Consider the following 14,351-nt stretch of genomic DNA (forward strand, 5'->3'; position numbering starts at 1 on the left):
ATCCGAAGGTGCCGGTCCGCTGAATCCGCCGGATCGATGCCGCTGAGGGAGCCCGGAGACGGCCGACGCCGTCTCCGGGTTCCCTGCGGAATGTCACGATTCTGCATCCTCGACCAACAACCTCTGTCGACAGAACCGCCCCAACCGCCACAATCTCCACCGGATACCGTCAAATCAGCTAATCACCGGCAAGGCTCCCGCGGTGTCACAGCGGCGTGACGGCTCACCGGTGATCGAGGGGGTTCAGTGAAGAGGCTCGTACTCATCACGGCTGCCGCCGCCCTGGGGGTGGGCGGCACCGCCGTCGCCGTCTCGGCGGGCACCGGCGGCGCCGTGCGCGACGCCGCGCCGGTCGCGGCCGCGGCCGCCGGCAAGGGCATCGCCTGGGGCGCGTGCACCGGCTCGCTGGCCGGCCAGGCCGAGTGCGCCCAGGTCCAGGTACCGCTGGACTTCCGCAAGCCCAGGGGCAAGAAGATCTCCATCGCGGTCTCCCGCGTCAAGCACACCGACACCAAGAACTACCAGGGTGTGCTCTTCGTGAACCCCGGCGGCCCGGGCGGCTCCGGCCTCGCCTACTCGGCGGGCCTGAAGCGCTGGCTCGGCGGCGTCGGCCACGCGAGCGTCGCGGCCAAGTACGACATCATCGGGTTCGACCCGCGCGGCGTCGGCTCCAGCAAGCCCGCGCTGACCTGCGACCCGAACTTCCAGAACCCGATCCGCCCGGACTACGTCCCGCGGAACGCCAAGGAAGAGCGCGCCTGGATCGCCAAGTCGCGCAGGTACGCCGCCGACTGCAAGAAGAAGTTCGGCTGGCTGCTGCCCCACATGCGCACCACCAACGCCGCGCACGACGTCAACGCCATCCGCGCGGCCCTCGGCGCCCCCAAGATCAGCTGGTACGGCTTCTCGTACGGCACCTACTACGGCGCCACGTACGCGACGCTGTTCCCCCGGCGCGTCAAGCGCATGGTCCTCGACGGCAACGTCAACCCGAAGACCGTCTGGTACGCCGCGCAGCTGGAGCAGGACAAGGCCTTCGAGCGCAACATCAAGCTGTGGTTCCGCTGGACCGCCAAGTACGACGGCCTCTACCACCTGGGCAAGACCCAGAAGGCCGTCGAGAAGAAGTACTACCAGCTGCGCGCCGCGGCGAAGAAGGCTCCGATCGGCGGCAAGATCGGGCCGTCCGAGCTCGACGACATCGTGCTGAGCGCCGGGTACAACACCGGCTACTACATCCCGTTCGCGCAGGCTCTGTCCGCCTGGGCCGTGAACAAGGACGCCAAGCCGCTGCTGAACTGGCTGAACCCCGGCGGTGACGACAACGGCTTCGCCGTCTACAACGCCGTCCAGGGCGCGGACGCCAAGTGGCCGCGGAACTGGAGCAAGTGGCACAACGACGCGGTGAAGCTCTACCGGCAGGGTTACCGCTTCAACACCTGGAGCAACGTCTGGTTCAACGCTCCGGTCGCGTTCTGGCCGGTCAAGGGCGGTCCCGCCCTGAAGCTGAGGAGCAACAGGGCGCTGCCGGGCATCCTGATGGTGCAGTCCGAGCTGGACGCCGCGACCCCGGTCGCCGGCGGCTACGCCCTGCACAAGGTCTTCCCGTCCTCCCGCCTGGTGCTGGAGCTCGGCGGCAAGACCCACTCCAACACGCTCAACGGCAACAAGTGCCTGGACGACCGGGTCGCCGCGTACCTCGACACGGGCAAGCTGCCCAAGAGCCGTCGTGGTGCCGACGCCCACTGCAAGGCCGTCCCGGCGCTGAACAACCCCGACCCGAACGCGGCGAAGGCCGCCTCGGGCACCGCGGGCAAGGACCTCCCGGTCGGCCGCCCGTAACGTAGCGACCCGACGTGAAGACCTCCCCGGCCCGCCGGGGAGGTCTTTCCGTTTCCGGGTGGAATCGCGGGACGTGCGGGTTGCCGTTCCCGCCGCGTCGCGGCCAGTAGAAATCTGGGGTGCGCAACGTTGTCGCCGGAGCGGCCTCGGCCGCCGTGGCCCTCGCGACCCTGACAGGCCCCCTCACACCGCGAACCGCCGCCTCAGCGGCCGCGCCCGGGACCGACCCGATGGGCGTCGCCGTGCCCGCCTCCGTCGCGGGCGGCACGGCTCTCGGCGCCCGGGCCGGCCGGATCCGGTGGAAGCCCTGTCCGACGTCCGACCGGGTGGAGAAGGGCCGGCTCAAGGGGCTGGAGTGCGGCAGGCTGACCGTCCCCACCGATCATGACCGGCCGGACGGGGACACGATCACTCTCGCGCTGTCGCGCCTGCGGCACACGGCCCGCGGGTTCCAGGGCGTGGTGTTGCTCAACCGCGGCGGACCCGGCGCGCACGGCCGTGACATGCCCCGCCTGCTCACCGCGGGGCTTCCTAAGAAGGTCGTCGCGACGTACGACTGGATCGGCTTCGACCCGCGCGGCGTCGGGGCCAGCAAGCCCGCCATGGTGTGCGACAAGAGCTACCAGAACCCGGGCAGGCCGCGTCCGGAGACCGTCCCGGCCTCGCCGGCCGCCGAGCAGGCGTGGCAGAAGCGGGCCCGGGCCTACGCCGCCGACTGCGCGAAACGGTACGGCCGGCTTCTGCCGCACATGGGGTCGGTGAGCTGGGCGCGCGATCTGGAGGCCATCCGGGTCGCCCTCGGCCAGGAAAAGATCAACTTCTTCGGCTACTCGTACGGCACGTACCTCGGCGCCGTCTACGCCACCATGTTCCCGGACCGGGTCCGGCGCATGGTGCTCGACAGCGTCGTCCGTCCCAGCGGTGTCTGGTACGACAACAACCTCGACCAGAACGTGGCGTTCGAGAAGCGCATCCGGGCCTACTTCGCCTGGATCGCGCGCCACCACAAGACGTACAAGCTGGGGCGGAGCGCCAAGGCGGTCGGCGCCGCCTACGCCAAGGCCCGCCGCAAGCTCAGGGCCAAGCCCGCGGGTGGCCGGGTCGGCCCCGCCGAGCTGGACGATCTCTTCCTGGCCGACGGGTACGCCGACTACGACTGGCCCGATCATGCCCGCCTGCTGTCGGCGCTGATCGTCAAGCACGATCCGCGGCCGCTCGCCAAGGCCTGGCACGCGCCTGACTGGCTGGAGCAGAACAACTACGCCGTCTACAACGCCGTGCAATGCCGGGACGCCGCCTGGCCCCGCGACTGGGCCCGGTGGCACCGCGACAACTGGCGTCTCTATCGCAGGGGCTACCGTTTCGAGACCTGGAGCAACGCCTGGTACAACGCGCCGTGCGCGTTCTGGGCGCACCCGGGCGGACCGGCCCCGGTGGTGCAGGGAGGCGAGAAGCTGCCGTTGCTGCTCGTCCAGGCCACCGAGGACGCCGCCACCCCGTATCGCGGCGCGGTCGAGACGCATCGGCGCTTCCGGGGCTCCCGGCTGCTCGTGCAGGTCGGCGGAGGCAATCACGGGGTGGCGCTGGGCGGCGACCGCTGCATCGACAAGGCCGTCGCCGCCTACCTGCGCGATGGTTCGCTGCCCCGGCGCCGGCCTGGCCCGGACGCCTCGTGCCCCGCCGGGAAGCCGCCCGAACCGGGTCGCGCGGCCGAGCGGCGCCGGCCGGCAGGGGAGCCGGTTGAGACGGACCGGTGGCGGACGTCATAGGCTTGTTGGCGTGGTGCTGACAGTGGAGAGGCCGCACCGGCCCCTGCCCCGGTCCTGGAGCCGGTAAGCCATGCGGATGCTGGGGTCGCTGCCCGTGCGGGTGCTGGACGACCGGCACCGGGACGAGGTCATGGCGATCCTCGACGCCGATCCGGTGGCGAACGTCTTCGTCAGCTCGCGCGTGCACGCGGTCGGGCTCGACCCCGGCCGCCTCGGCGCCCAGATGTGGGGCTACCCGCGTGACGGCCGGCTGGCCTCGCTCTGCTACGCGGGCGCCAACCTGATCCCCGTCGCCGCCGACTCCGACGCCGTGCGGGCCTTCGCCGAACGCGCGCAGGCCCAGGGACGGCGGTGCTCGTCGATCGTCGGGCCCAGGGACGCCGTGCGCGAGCTCTGGGAGATCCTGGAGCCCTATTGGGGACCGGCCCGCGCGATCCGTTCGGCCCAGCCCGTCATGGCCACCTCGGCGGTGCCGCCGGTGACCGCCGACCGGCATGTGCGCCGCGTCCGCATGGATGAATTCGACGTTATTTACCCGGCTTGTGTGGCGATGTTCACCGAAGAGGTCGGCGTCTCGCCCAACGCCGGGGACGGCGGCGTCCTCTACCGCGCCCGGGTGGCCGAGCTCATCCGGGCCGGGCGCGCCTTCGCCCGCATCGACGACGGCCGCGTGCTCTTCAAGGCCGAGGTGGGCGCCGTCACCCCGTACGCCTGCCAGGTGCAGGGCGTCTGGGTGCCGCCGGACCAGCGCGGGCAGGGCCTGTCGGTGGCCGGGATGGCGGCGCTGGTCGAGGAGTCGCTGCGGTCCATCGCGCCGACCGTCTCGCTGTACGTCAACGATTTCAACGCCCGGGCCCGCGCCACGTACCGCCGGGTCGGCTTCGACGAAATCGATACGTTCATGTCCGTTCTTTTCTAGACATTCCGGGTTACTTGGCAGGACCAGATACCATCCGGCCGTGGAGTTCGCGGGTGCGCTGCGACAGGCCGTCCAGGCGAGCGGGCTGACGCTGGAGCGGATCCGTCACCGGCTGGGCCAGCGCGGCCTGCCGGTGAGCGTGGCGACGTTGAGCTACTGGCAGCGTGGCCGCAGCAGGCCGCGGTCGCGCGCCGTGGTGGCCGCGCTGGAGGAGATCCTCGGCGTGCCCGGCGGCTCGCTCACCGGCCTGCTGGAGACGACCGAGCACGGCGCCCACCCGGTGCGCCACGGCGGCGGCTCCGCCCGATCCGGTGCGGGGCGGCTCGACCGCGGGCGTGCCGCCGGTGACCTGTGGCCCGACCCGGAGCGCTACGCCCGGGTCGTCGGGCAGCTCGACCGGTCCGGTGACCACCGGCTCGAACGGCTGAGCACGCACGACGTCTACCGTCTCGACGCCGGCCGGCGGCCCCGCAAGCTGTCGGTCCGCTCGGTCCTGCGGGCGGCGGGCGACGACGTCGACCGGGTGGTGTGCGTGCATCCGGCGGGGGACGGTCGGCCGGAGGCCGAGCTGACCGGGCTGCGCTACTGCCGGCCGGGACGGGTGCGCGCCGAAGAGGGACTGCTGGCGTTCGAGCTCGTCTTCGACCGGGTGCTGGCGGCGGGCGACACCGCCGTCGTCGAGTACGAGCTGGACCTGGGAGAGTGCCCCGGCGCCGGCCCGGCGGACGAGTACACGCGGCGGTTCGCGCGGCCCGTCCGTGATTATTTGGCGGTCGTGCAGTTTCACGAGGAAATGTTTCCCGCGCGTTGCTACGGATTCACGGGACAAACGGCGCAGGCCCCGAGGGAACGGCTCGGCGAGCTGTGGATCGGTACGTCGGGCAGCGCGCATATGGTCGCGGGGGACGTGCGTTTCGGGATCCTCGGCCTCGAATGGGAATGGGACTGAGGAGTCCACGGACCGCCTGCGCCCCACCCTCCCCTCCGGCACCGCCGGACCCTCCGGCAACCGAAACCATCGCAGGCCACGGCGTCGCGGACTTTCTGTTTGTGTACTTTTACGCTTGGCAACACGGTCCTGGGGTTTTACAGTGAGCGCTGTTATAGCAAGTGCTGTTGTCAAGGCCGAGGGCGGGGGCCGGCCAAACCCCATCCGGAGGCCGATAGCGGTGCAGACAGTCACGGAGGAAGACCTCCTCCAGATGCTGCAGTACGGCCCCTTCAACGTGGCCCTGCATGCGGCGATCCAAGCACGCGGGCTGAGCCTCGAATCCCTGCGGCGTCGACTCGACCAGCAGGGCATCGCGGTCAGTCTCTCTACCCTGAGTTACTGGCAGCGGGGCCGGACACGTCCCGAAAGAGCCGACTCACTCCGTGCGGTACGCGGTCTCGAGGTCATCCTCGAACTGCCCCGCCACTCGCTCCTGACCCTCCTCAAACCGTCCGGCGAACGCGCCGCCGGACCCTGGCTGCCGGTGGAGGAGCTCTGCCCCGAACCCGGCGTCCGCGACCTCATCGCCGAGATCGGCGAACGCGGCGAACGCCAGCTGACCGGCCTCAGCCTGCACGACCTGAACGTCGTCGGGCGCGGCCGTGACCTGCGCGAAGTGCGTACCCGTGCGGTCTTCCAGGCGCAGCAGCGCGGGGTCGACCGCTGGATCGCCGTCTACCACCATCCGCACCGCGTCATCCCGTCCTCCCGAACGGCACGCGGGTGCCGGTTCGGGCGGGTCCGGGTGGACGAGGCGAGCGGACTGATCGCCGCCGAGCTCCTGTTCGACCGGGCGCTCGCGCGCGGCGAGACCTACCTGCTGGAGTACGGCTTCGGGTTCGACGAACCCGGGCCGGTGGTGACCGAGGAGGGACGCGGCTTCCGTACCCCCCAGCACGAATACCTGATCGAGGTGAGGTTCCACCCGGCGTCGCTCCCGGCCCGCTGCTACCGCACCTGGCGGCCGGACGCGCAGACCGCGCTGAAAGACCTGACCGACCTGCGGATGTCGAGCTACCACAGCGTCCACTTCATCGATTTCGGCATGGCGACGGGCTACCACGGCATGCGCTGGGAATGGGATTAGACCGGTCCGACCTCAGGTGACGAGGAGGCATAGGAGGCGGTCCAGTTCGGCGGACGGGTCGGCGGTCAGGCCGGCGTGGACGGGACCGGGCTGGACGATCGTGCTGCGCGGCGCCGTCAGCCAGCGGAAGCGGGCGCCGGGCGGCTCGGCCGCGGCCTGCCCGGCCCGGTCGCCGCCGCAGCAGAGGGCGTCGACGGCGTTCAGCGCGTTGCGGACGCCGTCGAGGTCGAGGGCGGGGTCCAGTGCGTGCAGGCGCGGCTCGTCCAGGTGGGTGCGGCAGGCGAGGTAGTCGAGGGCGCGGCAGTAGACGACCACGCCCACGTTCATGAGCTCGCCGCGTTCGACGCGGGGGATCACGCGCAGCGCCGCGTACTCGAAGACGGTCTTGTCGGTCATGCCGGGCCGCCTAGCCAGCCCGGTCGCTTCTCGCCACGGCGCGTGTGCGTGTCGGGTCTCGCGGCGGTGAGGTCGAGGGACGGCAGCCAGTCACGGGGCTTGCCTACCCGGTTCAGGAGGATGTCCACATAGGCGTCGCGGACGGCCTGCGGGCCGGCGAAGCCCGGCTCGTTCTCCAGCCAGCGGTCGGGGACCAGCGCGGTGACCTCGCGCAGGAGGTCCTCGGTGATCTTCGGGGCGAGCTCGGCCTCGGCGGCGGGCAGGTCGCGCGAGAACGGGGTGAGCACGTGGTCGTCCACGTCGTAGGGGCCGGTGAACAGGCGGGCCGCGTTCGCCCAGGCGTGGTGGAAGATCAGGCTGGCGCCGTGGTCGATCAGCCACACGTCGCCGTGCCAGACCAGCAGGTTGGGGTTGCGCCAGCTGCGGTCGACGTTGCCGATGAACGCGTCGAACCAGAGCACGCGGGAGGCGAAGGAGCGGTCGGGCTGCCAGCCCAGCGGGTCGAAGCCGAGCGAGCCGGGCAGGAAGTCGACGCCGAGGTTCCAGCCGGTGCTGGCCTTGAGGAGGTCCTGCACGTCGGCGTCGGGCTCGTGGCGGCCGATCACCGGATCGAGGTCCATGATCACCTGGACCGGCGTCCGCAGCCCGAGGCGGCGCGCCAGCTCGCCCGCGATCACCTCGGCGACCAGCGCCTTGCGGCCCTGCCCGGCGCCGTGGAACTTCATGACGTAGGTGCCCAGGTCGTCGGCCTCGACGACCCCCGGCAGCGACCCGCCCTCACGCAGCGGGGTCACGTACCGGATGGCGGTGACGAGAGGCAACACGCCGATCACGCTATCGGCTGGCCGCCCGGCGGCGATAATCGGTGACATGTTCGAGGTGACGATCGATCTGTCGGTGCCGATCGGCACCGGGATGCCGGTGTACCCGGGCGACCCCGAGGTCGAGCTGTCCGCCGCGCTGACCGCGTCCCGCGACGGGGTGAACGTGCAGCGGCTGCACCTCGGCTCGCAGAGCGGGACGCACGTGGACGCCCCGTTCCACATCGACGACGCGCTGCCGGGGCTGCACGAGCTGCCGGGCGGCGGTGTCTTCGTCGGCCCCGCCGAGATCGTGGACGTGCGGGGGCTGCCGCCGCGCACGGCCATCGGGCCGGAGGTGCTGCCCGAGCGGCCCGGGTTCAGCGGGTCGATCCTGGTCTTCGCCACGGGATGGTCCCGTTACTGGGGGACGGACACCTATCTGGCGCATCCCTATCTGGCGCCCGAGACGGCGGCGGCGATCGCGGCCCAGGAGTACAGCTGGCTGACGGTCGGCATCGACGCGCCTAGCGTCGACCCCTCGGACTCGCCGGACGTCACGCTGGCCGCGCACCGGGCCCTGCTCACCCGGACGGACGCGGCGTTCGGCGGGCCGATGATCGTCGAGAACCTCACCAACCTGGACCAGGTCCTGGAGGCCCGGGCCGACGGCCATCTCATCTCGATGATGGTCTTCCCGCTCCGGCTGCCCGGCGACGGCGCGCCGGCGCGCGCCGTCGCCCACGGGCTCTCGGGGCCCGGCGTCACATCTTCGCGATGACCTCGTCGGCGAAGCGTTCCATGGTGGCGACCTTGAGCTCCAGGCCGGTGCCGTACCGGGCCCTGTCGTCCGGTGACGCCAGCCACCACGGCGCGGCCATCGTGCCGGTCACGCCGCGGTCGGCCCACTTGCGGTAGAGATCGGCCGACGGCAGCGCGCCGATCGGCGCGATCACGTCCAGATCGTCGAGGGTGCGGCCATGCTCGGCGAGGAAGCCGGTGAGCCGGGCGAGCAGCTCCGCCAGCTGGTCCTCGGAGTAGATGCGGTTGCCGATCCAGCCGTCGCCGATCCGGGCCGTCCGGCGCAGCGCGGCGTCGCTGTCGCCGCCGATGTAGACCGGGACGGGCTTGCCGGGCACCGGCGCGATGCTGAGCGGGCCGAAGTCGTAGAACGTGCCGTGGTGTTCGACCATCCCGCCCTGCCAGAGCGTGCGCAGGGCGGGGATCATCTCGTCCAGCCGCTTGCCCCGGGTGTGGAAGTCCTGGCCCGTCTGCAGGAACTCGTCCTTGCACCAGCCCACGCCCACGCCGAACGTCACGCGGTCGGCGGAGAGGGCGGCGGCGGTGGAGACCGCCTTGGCGACAGTGAACAAGTCGCGGGCGGGCGGGATGTAGACGTTGGTCGCGAAGCGGACCCTTTCGGTGACCGCCGCCATCGCCCCGATCGTCACCCACACGTCCGGCCAGTGGGTGTCCGGCTTGTACGGCGGCGCGCCGGTGTCAGAGTAGGGGTAGGACGCGTCGTAGTCGGTGTAGAAGATGTGATCCGAGATCGCGACCGTGTCGTAGCCGAGACGGTCCGCGGCACGGGCGAGCCCGAGGAACTCGCCCGTGTCCACGAACGCGGCGCCGAGCCAGAACCGCATGCCCTCAGTCCTGGAACTCTGGGATGACCTTGGTGGCGAACATCTCCAGGTTGCGCTTGACCGTGTCGAGCGGCAGCACCCCCTGCTGGCCCTGCATGAACAGGCCGAACCACTCCAGGTCGGGCATCCGGTCGAGCATGCGCTGGATGCCGCGCTTGACGTCGTCCGGCGTGCCGAGGAGGGCCATCTCCACCTCGTTCATGCGCTTGAAGTCGCCCTTCTCCGGCGAGATGGGCTTGTGGCTGTCGTCCTCCTTCTTGCGCAGCACCTCCAGGTAGCCGAAGGGGCCGAAGAACGAGGCGAAGTCCTTCTGCATGCCCTTGCCGTAGGTGGCGATGGCCTCCTCGCGGGTGTCGGCCATGCCCACGATCTTGAGGATGCCGGTGTGCTCGCCGAGCTTGTACTCCTTGCCCTGGCGCGCGCACTCCTCCTGGTAGAGCTTGGCCTTGGCCGCGTGGTCGTCGGGGTTCGGGGTGAACATCCAGGGCATGATGCCCTCCTGCGCGGCCCGGATGACCGACCGGTCCGAGACGGTGAACGGCTGCCACAGCTCGGGGTGCGGGTTCTGGTACGGCTTGGGGCAGACCGACACCGACTGGATCACGCCGTTCTCGTCGATCTCGCCGGGCGCGCCGAACGTCTGCGTCCACTCCTGCGCGGGCCAGCCCTCGATGCCGCTGAAGGGGGCGGGGACCTCGTAGTCGAGCACGTCGCTCTTGTAGCGGAGCGTGTCCTGCTCCCACGCCATCTTCATGATCTTGAGGACCTCGCCGAACACGTCGAAGTTGCGCGTGTCCGACTTGGAGCCGTCCGACCGGGCCGCCGCCGCGTGCCAGCGCTGGCCGAGCACGTTCATCCACCGGTTCTGGTAGCCGCGGGCGACGCCGAGCCGCAGCCGGCCCTTGGAGAAGTGGTCGAGCAGCGCGACGTCCTCCGCCGCCCTGATCGGGTCCCAGGCGGGCAGCACGATCCCCAGCGGGGCGAGCAGGATGCGCTCGGTGCGGGCCGCCAGGTCGGTCAGGAACATCAGCGGGTTGACCGAGAACTCGAAGCCCTCCGAGTGGAAGTGGTGCTCGGTCATCATGAGCGCGTCGAAGCCGACCTGGTCGGCGTGCACGGCGATCTCACGGACCTCGTGGAGCAGCTTCTGGTACGACTCGACGTCGCGTCCGATGGGCCGCTTGGCCTTGGCGTTCTCCTCGGCGGCCCAGCCCGACCCGGGGATCTGCGGGTTGAGGAAGATGGAAAACTTCACGCGGGCTTCTCCTTGTCGAGCTTCTCGAGTTCCTCGAGCCGGTTCTTGAGGACGAGCAGGAATTGCGCCGGCAGCTCCTCGTGCAGCCGGTGCCCGGCGCCGGGCCAGACGATGGCCCGGGACGCCGGATGCTTGAACAGTTCGGTCTCCCAGGCGGCCGGACCGGGGCTCGCCCAGCAGCTCAGGACGGGGCAGTCGCGGCGGGCGAGGTAGGCGTCCGACGCGGGACGGGTGCCCCAGTGGCCCTCGTCGGTGAACATCGCCGGGAACGCCTGCGCGAGCACGTGCTCCGGGGTCGCCTGGATCTTGCGGGCGTGCGCCGTCCGGACGTGCTCGGGGGTGGCGTCGGTGTAGAGGACCGGCTCCATCCCGAGGACCGTCGCGACCGGGTCGGCACGGAGCGCCTCGACCATCCCGGGGAAGAACCGCGCGATCTCGGCGGGCTGCCCGTACGCGGGGTCGACGCACACCAGCGACCGCACCCGGCCGGGATGCTCCACGGCCAGCGCGCTCGCCACCATCGTGCCCATCGAGTGGCCGACGGCGATCACCTGGCGGACGCCGAGGTGGTCCAGGAGGGCGGCGAGGTCGGCGGCGAGGTCCTGCGGGCGGTAGCCGGTCGCGGGGGCGGAGGAGTGCCCGTGGCCGCGCAGGTCGGGCGCGATGACCCGGTGCCCGGCGGCCGTCAGCCCGGCGATGTGCCAGGCCCAGTCTTGGGAGTCGGCCGCGTACCCGTGCACGAGCAGGAGCGCCGTGCCGCCGCCCCTGGAGCCGGCCGTCGCGGGGGCGTCGTCGGTGTAGAACAGACGAACGTCTCCCAGCTCGGCGAATGGCATGGGCACCCCCTCCGGCGGTTGGACCGAACAAGCGCACGCTACATCAATTGGCACTAGCCGAGCAATCGCTTGGTCGAGTACAAAGCTCGGTAAGGACGTCACGCGCGAGGGAGAGACCACGGATGCGGCTGGGGATCACGATGTTCGCCACAGACCGGACGATGGCGCCGCACGACCTGGCACGGGAGGCCGAGAGCAGGGGCTTCGCCTCGTTCTACATCCCCGAGCACACCCACATCCCGGTTTCGCGGGAGACCCCGCCGCCCACGGGCGTGGACACGCTGCCCGAGGAGTACGCGCGGACGCTCGACCCGTTCGTGGCACTGGCCGCCGCGGCGGCGGCGACCGGGCGCATCCGGCTCGGCACGGGCGTCTGCCTGCCCGCGCAGCGCGAGCCGATCGTCACCGCCAAGGCCGTCGCCACGCTCGACCGGATCTCGGGCGGGCGGTTCGTGCTCGGGATCGGCTTCGGCTGGAACCGCGAGGAGGCGGCCGACCACGGCGTGCCCTGGAAGCTGCGGCGCGGCATGGCCCGCGAGCACGTGCTGGCCATGCGCGAGCTGTGGACGAACGAGGAGGCGTCCTTCAAGGGCGAGCACGTGGCGTTCCAGCCGAGCTGGTCGTGGCCCAAGCCGGCCGGGCACGTCCCCGTCCTGCTGGGCGGCGCGCCCGGGCCGCTGCTGTTCGCGCACATCGCCGAGTACGGGGACGGGTGGATGCCGATCGGCGGCGCGGGCATCCGTGAGGCGTTGCCCGCCCTGCGCGCCGCGTGCGAGAAGGCGGGCCGGGAGACGGTGCCGGTCATCCCGTTCGGGACGCTGCCGACGTCGGAGAAGCTCGACTACTACGCCTCGCTCGGGGTGGAGGAGGTCGTGCTGCGCGTACCCGCCGCGGGGCGCGACGAGGTGCTGCCGGTCCTGGACGGGTACGCGGCGACCTACCTGCGTGACCCGCGCTAGCGGACCATGCGGAAGCAGAGCCAGGTGGGGAAGCGGTAGTACAGCCCCTTGCCCGCCTTGACCGCGCCCATGATCAGTACCACGTACTGCGCGAAGAAGTGCAGGGCGTACGCGGGCACCGCGATCAGGAACCAGAGCGGCTCGTCGGTGAGGATCGCGAGGGGGATGGCGACCAGCAGCGGCACCACCATCTGGATCAGCGCCGTGAGCTGGTAGTTCAGCGCCTGCGCCGCGTGGTACCTGACCAGCGCGGAGTGCTTGCGCTTGACGAAGTAGATGATCAGCGGGGCCAGGAAGCCGATGAGGATCGTGCCCACATAGCTCATGATCGCCCAGGTCGTGTCGTCGCCGCTGGGCTGGACGCGCGGCCCCTGCGGGACTCCGGGAGGCCCGTACCCCCACTGCGGGTCGTACGGCCCGCCCGGCGGTGGCCCGTCGCCGGGTGGCTGCGCGCCTCCGGGCGGCCCGTAGCCCGGCGGCTGTCCGTACTGCGGTACCTGCCCGTACCCGGGCGGCGGGGAGTCGGAGGGCGGCTGCCCGTAGGGCGACGGGTGCGGCGGGGGCTGGTCGGTCACGAGACAGTCCTATCGCTCCAACGGGGAGATTGCACAAGAATCTACTGGAACGGGACATGGTCGCGGGACCGGCGACGCACGACGGTCAGTCGAAGACGATGACCGAACGGGCGACGGCGCCCGACCGGACGTGTGCCACCGCGTCGTTGACGGCGTCGAGCGGAACGCGCTCGCTCACCAGGCCTTCGAGATCGAGACGGCCGCGCCGGTAGAGGTCGACGAGCAGCGGCAGGTCGCGGGCGGGGGTGGCGTCGCCGCCCTGGGTGCCCATGAGGCGGCGCGAGCCGAACAGCAGGCCGGGCGGGATCTCCAGGTTCTTTCCCGCGGCCGGGCTGCCGACCATGACCGTGGTGCCGCCCGGCTGGGTGGCGGCGAACGCCTTGGCCAGCACCTCGGCGATGCCCGTGACGTCGAAGGCGTAGTCGGCGCCGCCACGGACGATGTCACCGACCTGTTTGGGCAGGTCGTCGGACAGGACGGTGTGGGTGGCGCCGAACCGCTCGGCGAGCTCCAGCTTGGCCGGGGCGATATCGGCGGCGATGATCGTGGTGGCCCCGGCGAGCACGGCGCCCTGGATGACGTTCAGGCCGACGCCGCCCGCGCCGACCACCAGCACCGACGAGCCGGGCTCGACCCGCGCGGTGTTGAGCACGGCGCCGACGCCGGTCACCACGCCGCAGGCGGTGAGGGCGAGCAGGTCGAGCGGCACGTCCTTGGCGACCTTGACGCACATGGCCTCGCCGACGACGACCTTCTCCGCGAACGAGCCGATGCCGATGTAGGGGCGGACCGTCTCGTCGCCGGCCGACAGGCGGGTGGTGCCGTCGCCCATCAGGCCCATGATCGCCGACATCCGGCTCCTGCCGCTGCACAGGTGCGCGTTGCCGCGGGCGCAGTTGCGGCACCGGCCGCACGGCCCGTTCATCGCGACGATGACATGGTCACCGGGCTTGACGGCGGTCACGCCCGGCCCGACCTGTTCCACGACGCCCGCGCTCTCGTGCCCGAGCACGCACGGCAGGTGCGACACGACCGGGCTCTTGCCGTCGATCGCCTTGAGGTCGGAGCCGCAGACGCCGGACGCCGCCACGGCGACCAGGACCTCGCCGGCCCGGGGAGCCTCGACCGTCACCTCGGCGACCTCCAGCGGAGCGCCGAACCCGCGCAGGAGCGCCGCCCGCATCACGGTCGCGGACGCCGACGAACCCTTGGACGATCCTGTCAAGTCGGTTCACCCCTCTTGTTGCGTCGCGAGCCCCGCGACCTGGCCCAACCT

General features: G+C 71.3%; 14 protein-coding genes. 7 read left to right on the forward strand and 7 right to left on the reverse strand.

The genetic code is table 11. The features are described from left to right. Positions 1-246: 246 nt before the first annotated feature. The 5 genes from ABD333_RS01780 to ABD333_RS01800 all read left to right on the forward strand — a co-directional run bounded on the left by ABD333_RS01780 (position 247) and on the right by ABD333_RS01800 (position 6,608). A complete protein-coding gene (locus ABD333_RS01780; protein ID WP_344537014.1) occupies positions 247-1,842 on the forward strand; it encodes an alpha/beta hydrolase in 1,596 nt (531 codons plus the stop codon). A 119-nt stretch (positions 1,843-1,961) separates the two neighbouring features. After that, entirely contained in the window at positions 1,962-3,611 is a 1,650-nt protein-coding gene (locus ABD333_RS01785) for an alpha/beta hydrolase (RefSeq protein ID WP_344537016.1), read from the forward strand. 76 nt (positions 3,612-3,687) lie between these two features. Further along, the gene (locus ABD333_RS01790) at positions 3,688-4,530 is read left to right on the forward strand and encodes a GNAT family N-acetyltransferase (RefSeq protein ID WP_344538793.1); all 843 of its coding nucleotides are present in this window, start codon (positions 3,688-3,690) and stop codon (positions 4,528-4,530) included. 40 nt (positions 4,531-4,570) lie between these two features. Further along, positions 4,571-5,479: a helix-turn-helix domain-containing protein gene (locus ABD333_RS01795; RefSeq protein WP_344537018.1), complete on the forward strand. Its 909-nt coding sequence runs from the start codon at positions 4,571-4,573 to the stop codon at positions 5,477-5,479. 220 nt (positions 5,480-5,699) lie between these two features. Then, on the forward strand, positions 5,700-6,608 hold the full coding sequence (locus ABD333_RS01800) for a hypothetical protein (protein ID WP_344537020.1): 909 nt from the start codon (positions 5,700-5,702) through the stop codon (positions 6,606-6,608). Positions 6,609-6,620: 12 nt separating this feature from the next. On the opposite strand, the gene ABD333_RS01805 is transcribed toward ABD333_RS01800, so the two are convergent. Both ABD333_RS01805 and ABD333_RS01810 read right to left on the reverse strand, forming a co-directional pair. After that, a complete protein-coding gene (locus tag ABD333_RS01805) occupies positions 6,621-7,004 on the reverse strand; it encodes a DUF3037 domain-containing protein (protein WP_344537022.1) in 384 nt (127 codons plus the stop codon). Further along, entirely contained in the window at positions 7,001-7,876 is an 876-nt protein-coding gene (locus tag ABD333_RS01810) for a HipA family kinase (protein ID WP_344537024.1), read from the reverse strand. Before ABD333_RS01810 ends, ABD333_RS01805 begins: the two co-directional genes overlap by 4 nt. Between ABD333_RS01810 and ABD333_RS01815 the strand changes: the two genes are divergently transcribed. Beyond that, entirely contained in the window at positions 7,875-8,585 is a 711-nt protein-coding gene (locus ABD333_RS01815; protein WP_344537026.1) for a cyclase family protein, read from the forward strand. The genes ABD333_RS01810 and ABD333_RS01815 overlap by 2 nt on opposite strands. On the opposite strand, the gene ABD333_RS01820 is transcribed toward ABD333_RS01815, so the two are convergent. The 3 genes from ABD333_RS01820 to ABD333_RS01830 are packed head-to-tail and all read right to left on the reverse strand — an operon-like array spanning position 8,569 to position 11,541. Then, complete coding sequence (locus tag ABD333_RS01820; protein ID WP_344537028.1) at positions 8,569-9,450, reverse strand: TIGR03619 family F420-dependent LLM class oxidoreductase; 882 nt, start codon at positions 9,448-9,450, stop codon at positions 8,569-8,571. The two genes, ABD333_RS01815 and ABD333_RS01820, sit on opposite strands and share 17 nt — an antisense overlap. A 4-nt stretch (positions 9,451-9,454) precedes the next feature. After that, the gene (locus ABD333_RS01825) at positions 9,455-10,705 is read right to left on the reverse strand and encodes an LLM class flavin-dependent oxidoreductase (protein ID WP_344537030.1); all 1,251 of its coding nucleotides are present in this window, start codon (positions 10,703-10,705) and stop codon (positions 9,455-9,457) included. Continuing rightward, entirely contained in the window at positions 10,702-11,541 is an 840-nt protein-coding gene (locus tag ABD333_RS01830) for an alpha/beta fold hydrolase (protein WP_344537032.1), read from the reverse strand. Before ABD333_RS01830 ends, ABD333_RS01825 begins: the two co-directional genes overlap by 4 nt. Before the next feature lie 122 nt (positions 11,542-11,663). Between ABD333_RS01830 and ABD333_RS01835 the strand changes: the two genes are divergently transcribed. Beyond that, complete coding sequence (locus ABD333_RS01835) at positions 11,664-12,500, forward strand: TIGR03619 family F420-dependent LLM class oxidoreductase (RefSeq protein ID WP_344537034.1); 837 nt, start codon at positions 11,664-11,666, stop codon at positions 12,498-12,500. Here ABD333_RS01835 and ABD333_RS01840 read toward each other — a convergent pair. After that, positions 12,497-13,075 (reverse strand): DUF4870 domain-containing protein, encoded by a 579-nt coding sequence (locus tag ABD333_RS01840; RefSeq protein ID WP_344537036.1) that lies wholly within the window; start codon positions 13,073-13,075, stop codon positions 12,497-12,499. The genes ABD333_RS01835 and ABD333_RS01840 overlap by 4 nt on opposite strands. A gap of 85 nt (positions 13,076-13,160) precedes the next feature. Beyond that, entirely contained in the window at positions 13,161-14,258 is a 1,098-nt protein-coding gene (locus ABD333_RS01845; RefSeq protein ID WP_344538795.1) for an alcohol dehydrogenase catalytic domain-containing protein, read from the reverse strand. Positions 14,259-14,351: the final 93 nt, after the last annotated feature.

Origin of the sequence: Actinomadura fulvescens, assembly GCF_039533225.1 — a bacterium.
Classification (GTDB): domain Bacteria; phylum Actinomycetota; class Actinomycetes; order Streptosporangiales; family Streptosporangiaceae; genus Spirillospora; species Spirillospora fulvescens.